Consider the following 6340-nt stretch of genomic DNA (forward strand, 5'->3'; position numbering starts at 1 on the left):
GTGGGCTTCCGCTGCGCGTGCGTCCCGCTTCGCGTGGGCTTCCGCTGCGCGTGCGTCCCGCTTCGCGTGGGCTTCCCGCTGCGCGTGCGTCGTGGTGCAGGGGCTCGGCCGTGTCGACTTGCCTCGTGGGCGGCAGGGGACAGCTTCGGCCCCTGCCCCGGAGGGGCGGTGTCGGGTGGGTCACGTGGCTGATCTACGCGCGTAGGCGTTATGCTCCGGCAATGGAGAAGCAGATCACTCTCGCGGGCACCACGGCCCCGCGCATTCCCACGGCGGAGCAGATCGTCCGGGCGCCCAAGGTGCTGTTGCACGACCACCTGGACGGGGGGTTGCGGCCGGAGACGGTCGTCGAGCTGGCGGCCGACTGCGGGTACGAAGGGCTGCCGACGACGGACCCGGTGGAGCTGGGGGTGTGGTTCCGGGAGGCGGCGGACTCGGGGTCGCTGGTGCGGTACCTGGAGACGTTCGCCCACACGTGCGCGGTGATGCAGACCCGGGAGGCGCTGATCCGGGTGGCCGCCGACTGCGCGGAGGACCTGGCGGCGGACGGCGTGGTGTACGCCGAGGTGCGGTACGCGCCGGAGCAGCACCTGGAGGCGGGCCTGACGCTGGACGAGGTGGTGGAGGCCGTCAACGAGGGCTTCCGGCTGGGCGAGGCGAACGCCCGGGCACGCGGCCACCGGATCCGGGTCGGGACGCTGCTGACCGCGATGCGGCACGCGGCCCGCTCGCTGGAGATCGCCGAGCTGGCGAACCGCCACCGGGACGCCGGGGTGGTCGGGTTCGACATCGCGGGCGCCGAGGCGGGCCACCCGCCGACCCGCCACCAGGCCGCGTTCGACTACCTGAAGGGCGAGAACAACCACTTCACCATCCACGCCGGCGAGGCTTTCGGCCTGCCGTCGATCTGGGAGGCGGTGCAGTGCTGCGGCGCGGACCGGCTCGGCCACGGGGTGCGGATCGTGGACGACATCACGGTCGGCGAGGACGGCCGGGTGGAGCTCGGCCGGCTGGCCGCGTACGTGCGGGACAAGCGGGTGCCGCTGGAGATGTGCCCGACCTCGAACCTGCAGACCGGCGCGGCCGCGTCGTACGCCGAGCACCCGATCGGGCTGCTGGCGGAGCTGAAGTTCCGGGTTACCGTCAACACCGACAACCGGCTGATGAGCGGCACCAGCATGAGCCGCGAGTTCGGGCACCTGGTGGAGGCGTTCGGCTACACGCTGGCCGATCTGGAGTGGTTCACCGTCAATGCCATGAAGTCGGCGTTCCTGCCGTTCGACGAGCGGCTGGCGATGATCAACGACGTGATCAAGCCGGGGTACGCGGAGCTGAAGGCCGAGTGGCTGTTCGGTCCGCGCGACTGACGGGACGCGGACCGTCGGCGTCCAACGTCCATGGAGATGGTCGGACTAATCACTCGGGGGAGTGGCCGGCTTTGAATCGTGCGCGTCGTTCTCACTACGGTGAGCCGGTCACTGCTGACTCGGTGTGACGGCCGCGCCCTGAATCCCCCGGGCGTCAGACCCCGCACCGGCCCGACCAGGACTGAGGACGCACACATGAAGCAGGCCACTCTGAAGGCCGCCGGCACGGCCGTGCTCGGCGTCGTCGCCGCCGCCGTCGCCGCGGGCACCGCCTCGGCCGCGCCGGTCGCCCCCGGCGGCCTCGGGCTGCCGACCGCCGCGCTCACCAACCCGGGCGTGACCGGCGCTGCCACCGGGGCCGTGAGCAAGCTGCCCGGCGCCGACCAGCTCGGCACCGTCACCGGCGCGCTCAACCCGGCCGCCGGCACCGCGGCCGCCGCCCCGGCGCAGGCCACCGAGCAGACCGGCGCGGTCGCCGAGCAGGTCGGCCCGGCCGGTGTCGACCCGCAGGCCGCGCCCGCCCAGCGGGTCGGCGGGCTGGACGCGGTGCCCGGCGGCGCGGGCCTGGCCAAGACCCCGGTCGGCAGCGTGCTCGGCACGCTGACCAGCCTGTCCCCGACCAGCGGCGCCGCCCCCGGCCTGCCGTCGCTGCCGGTGGGCTGACGGCTCCCGGAGGTCAACGGCCGAGGGGCCGCCCCGTAGCTTGGGTTCCAGGAGTCGTGGCAACACCCCAGCTCAAGGGGTGCGATGGACTTCGAGATCCGTGAGGACAAGAGGCGTCGGGGGCCTGTCAGGCTGAGTCGGGAGCGGGCGGCATGCTCCCAGCTCATGCAGCAGGGCCACAGCAACAGAGAGGCGTGCCGGATCGTCGGCATCGACCCGAGGACCGGCCGCAAGTGGCGGCACGGCCGCAGCGGCAAGGACGGCCTGAAGGCGGCACCACCGATCACCACGGTGGTGCCGCCTTCAGGTCCGTCGCGGTTCCTGACCGAGGACGAGCGCATCCACATCGCCGACCGGCTCCGGGAGAAGGCGACGATCCGGCAGATCGCCGCGGAGCTGGGCCGCAGCCATCCACCGTCAGCAGGGAAGTCCGGCGCAACCGCACTGTGTTGCACGACTACAACCGCTGGTACTACCGCCCGCATGCCGCCCAGCGGCGGGCCGACGCTCGAAGGCCACGCCCCAAGCTCCGCAAGATCCTCTCGAACACGGAACTGCGGGATGCCGTCCAGGAAATGCTGGACGAGCGGTGGAGCCCGGAGCAGATATGCCACGTTCTGCAGACCAGGTTCCCCGGCCGACCGGAGATGCACGTGGTTCCCGAGACCATCTATCAGGCGCTCTATGTCCAAGGTCGCGGCCAGTTGCGGCGGGAACTGCCAGGCGTCCTGCGTTCCGGCCGGGTCCGCCGCAAGCCCCGCCGACAGGCCGACAGCCACCAGCCGCGCTTCTCCTCGCCGATGGTCATGATCGGCAGACGTCCCGTCGAGGCCGTCGGCCGAAAGGTGCCCGGCCACTGGGAAGGCGACCTGATCCTCGGCAAGGACAGCAGGTCCGCGATCGGCACGCTGGTCGAACGGGCCTCGCGCTACGTGGTGCTGCTCAACCTGCCCGGTGACCACGGTGCCGAGGCCGTCCGCGACGCCCTGGTCGCCGCGGTCGGCGAACTCCCCGCCGGGTTGAAACGCTCGCTCACATGGGACCAGGGCAGCGAGATGGGCCGGCACGCCGACTTCACCCGCGCCACCGGCAATCCCGATCCACTTCTGCGACCCTGGCAAGCCCCTGGCAGCGCGGCACGAACGAGAACACCAACGGTCTGCTCCGCCAGTACTTCCCCAAGGGCAGCGACCTCTCGGTCCACGGGGCCGAGCACCTCGCCGCAGTCGCAGACCAGCTCAATGGGCGCCCACGCAAGACGCTCGGCTGGGACACCCCGGCCAACCGCCTGCACCAACTGCTCACGGCCTGACCGGCCTGCGAGCGTCCGTAGCGGCCTGCCCGGTCCAAGTTGCAACCTGTATCTAGGTACAGGTTTACCGTCGTAGACGTCCCCGCCGTACCGGGCGGGGACGGAGACGAGGGAGCGGTCCGATGACCGAGCTGAGCTGGGTGCCGACGTCGTGCACCCTGCCGACCGAGCAGCAGCCGCTGCGGGTGGCCGAGTGGGACCAGCTGTTCGCCGACCAACTCGCCGCCGCAACCCGGCCGGACCTGTTGCGGCTGCAGTTGGTGCTCGTCGGCGGCGAAGGCGTCGAGGAACAGGTGCAGGACCTGGCCGGGCGGGAGAGCGGGTGCTGCGCGTTCTTCACCTTCACCGTCACCCCGGCCGCCGACGGCCAGGTCCACCTGGAGGTGGCGGTCGACCCGGCTCACGAGAAGGTGCTGACCGCTCTCCACGAGCGGATCACCGCCGACGGCGGCCGGCCGTGAGCGCCGAGGGCCTGCGCTCGGGGCAGGTCGCCGAAGCGGCCGGGGTGAACGTGCAGACCCTGCGCTACTACGAGCGCCGCGGCCTGCTCCCCGAGCCGGACCGCTCCCCGGGCGGCCACCGCCTCTACGACGACCAGGCCGTCACCGTGCTGCGGGTCATCAAGGCCGCCCAGCGCCTGGGCTTCACCCTGGAGGAGGTCGCCGAGCTGCTGGAGACCGGCCGCCACCGCCACGGCCGCCCCGTGGCCGGCCTCCAGGAACGCGCCCGGGCCAAGCTCGCCGAGGTCGACCAGAAGATCGCCGACCTCACCACCATCCGCGAAGCCCTCACCACAGCCCTCGACGCCGGCTGCGACGACCTCGCCCAGTGCGCCGGCAGCCCCTGCTGCCCCATCCCCTTCACCGACCTCGCCCAGGAGAACCGTGTTGCCGGACCCTGCTGCTGACCAGCCCACCTACCGCGCCCCCAAGACCCTGGGCACCCTCGCGGCCCTGGCCTGCGTGGCCTGCTGCGCGCTGCCCGTCCTGATCACCGCCGGGGTCGTCGGTGCCGGAGCCGGGGCAGTGGTCGGCTGGCTGCCCGCCATCGCCATCGCGCTGGCCGTCCTCGCCGCCGGCACCTGGTGGTACGGCCAGCGCCGCACCTCCTGCTCCTGCACCCCGAAAGCCGACGTCAAGGGCGGGTGCGGCTGCGGGACGACCACCGGAACGCTGACGATCAGCACCCCGGACGCGAAGCACAACCAGTAGGCGACCGCGCCCGGCCCTCTCCCACCCTCGGCACACCCGGGGGGCCGAGCGCCCCGGCGTCCTTGACCAGCATCATCTTCTCGGATCGGAGCTCCACGTTGTCCGTTGTCCGCAGACGCACGTAGCGGGGGCGGCCTCCTGGGCCGCATCGCGGTCCGGCACCCGGCCGCGGTCATAGCGGTTGCGGTCGCCGCGGCCCTCGGGGCCAACCTCGTTCTGTGGATGGAGACGCCGGCAGCGCCGCAGTGGTGCGAGGCCGGCGGAAGCCAGGCCGCACCAGCGCTTCATTACGGTTGGTGACGATATGGATACAATGCGTGCCATTGGGTGGTGTGCAGCCGCCCGCCCCTTCGTTGGAAGGCAGTACGCATGGCTCGTACCTCTACACGTCCTCTGCGCGGTGTGGCCCCGGCCGCCGCGGTCCTCGGCTCGGTGCTGTCGCTCACGGCCGCCGCACCCCCGGCGAGCGCCGAACGCGGCCGGGCCGCACAGACACTGAACTGGGTGGCGCTGGGAGACTCCTACAGCGCGGATGTGATGGTCCCGCCGTGGGACGCCCCCGCTGACAGCGACGGGTGTGGCCGTTCCGGGTCCAACTGGGAGGCGATGCTGAAGCAGGACCTCAACGCGGCGCACCCCGGTTGGGTGAACTTGACCGACGTGACGTGCGGTGGAGCTACGGTCGCGCAAGGGGTTCTCGGGCCCCAGCCGGCTGACCTGCTCTTCGGCCCGCCCGTCAACGGCAAGGAGCATGGCGGCTGGGTTACCAAGGCGCCGCAGATCGACGCGGTCGACGCCAATACCGACATCGTCACTGTCGGCATCGGCGGCAACGACTTCGGCTTCGGGGAAATCCTGAACAACTGCCTGGCTGTCGGCGCCGAGCAGACGCTGCCTGTCAAGTACTGCAAGACCTACTACGAGTCCGAGGAAGGGCAGCACTGGCTCAACGAGCGCTGGCAGATCCTCGAGGACGGTCTGCAGGCCACTCTGGCGGACATCCACTCCCGGGCTCCTGAGGCGAAGGTGTTCCTGCTCGGATACCCCGCCATCGCGCCTTCGCTGTTCGGCTGCTCGTACGGCAACTTCCACCAGCTCGGTACGGTCCGGCTGACCAACGACGCACCGTACCTGAACTCCCTGCAGCAGCAGCTGAACCAGCGGATCGCAGATGCGGCCGGCGACAACCAGGCCACGTATGTCGACACCTACACCTCGAGTGAGGGGCATGGCGTGTGCGCCACCGGCTCCGACCGCTGGATGTACGGCATCTTCTCGAACCTGGTCATGCCGCCCGGAGTGGACAAGCCCGCCGACCCGGCGCAGTACCAGTGCCCGGCCCGCGACCTGGTGCCCGCGGGGCTCCCCAAGGGCGAGGCATGCACCTTCGTCCACCCCAACTACTACGGCGCGCTCAACCAGCGCAACCAGGCAGAAGCTGCGTTCCAGGCCGCCGGCTTGACCCCGTAAGCGACCGGCCCGCCGACATGCGAACCGGCCAGCGCCCCGGCCGCTGGCCGGTTGTTCAATCCTGCCCACCCCCGTCGTCGTCCTCGTCCAGCTCTGGCGCGTCCGGGTGGCGCAGCGGGCGCAGGGCGCCGGCGGTCGGGACGAACATCGAAGTGGGGGCCGCCTGTTACTGTCGCGGGACGTCAACAACCGATCTTGTGTTGCGACGATCGCTGGAAACCGCCTAGGACTTGTCCGGTCGATCATGTGACTGTCACCTGCCTTGCTCGTTGGTTCGGGTATGGGGCGGGGAGATCTCACGGATGCCGAGTGGGAAC

General features: G+C 71.2%; 6 protein-coding genes and 1 pseudogene. All 7 read left to right on the forward strand.

Features of this window, described 5'->3' with window-relative positions; translation table 11 throughout:
• The first annotated feature begins 221 nt into the window (after nt 1-221).
• The 7 genes and pseudogenes from ACWEMJ_RS33380 (at nt 222) to ACWEMJ_RS33410 (ending at nt 6023) form a co-directional block, all read left to right on the forward strand.
• Nucleotides 222-1367: an adenosine deaminase gene (locus tag ACWEMJ_RS33380; protein ID WP_452140899.1), complete on the forward strand. Its 1146-nt coding sequence runs from the start codon at nt 222-224 to the stop codon at nt 1365-1367.
• Between the two features lie 195 nt (nt 1368-1562).
• Nucleotides 1563-2030 carry a hypothetical protein gene (locus tag ACWEMJ_RS33385; RefSeq protein WP_452140900.1) on the forward strand — a complete coding sequence of 156 codons (468 nt, stop codon included), beginning with the start codon at nt 1563-1565 and terminating at the stop codon, nt 2028-2030.
• Between the two features lie 84 nt (nt 2031-2114).
• Nucleotides 2115-3342: pseudogene (locus tag ACWEMJ_RS33390) on the forward strand (IS30 family transposase).
• A gap of 122 nt (nt 3343-3464) precedes the next feature.
• Nucleotides 3465-3803 carry a hypothetical protein gene (locus tag ACWEMJ_RS33395; RefSeq protein ID WP_452140901.1) on the forward strand — a complete coding sequence of 113 codons (339 nt, stop codon included), beginning with the start codon at nt 3465-3467 and terminating at the stop codon, nt 3801-3803.
• Nucleotides 3800-4249 (forward strand): MerR family transcriptional regulator, encoded by a 450-nt coding sequence (locus tag ACWEMJ_RS33400; RefSeq protein ID WP_452140902.1) that lies wholly within the window; start codon nt 3800-3802, stop codon nt 4247-4249. Before ACWEMJ_RS33395 ends, ACWEMJ_RS33400 begins: the two co-directional genes overlap by 4 nt.
• Nucleotides 4230-4553: a mercury transporter gene (locus ACWEMJ_RS33405; RefSeq protein WP_452140903.1), complete on the forward strand. Its 324-nt coding sequence runs from the start codon at nt 4230-4232 to the stop codon at nt 4551-4553. The genes ACWEMJ_RS33400 and ACWEMJ_RS33405 overlap by 20 nt, the downstream gene beginning before the upstream one ends.
• A 402-nt stretch (nt 4554-4955) precedes the next feature.
• The gene (locus tag ACWEMJ_RS33410; RefSeq protein WP_452140904.1) at nt 4956-6023 is read left to right on the forward strand and encodes an SGNH/GDSL hydrolase family protein; all 1068 of its coding nucleotides are present in this window, start codon (nt 4956-4958) and stop codon (nt 6021-6023) included.
• Nucleotides 6024-6340: the final 317 nt, after the last annotated feature.

The organism is Kitasatospora sp. NPDC004531 (genome assembly GCF_053602195.1).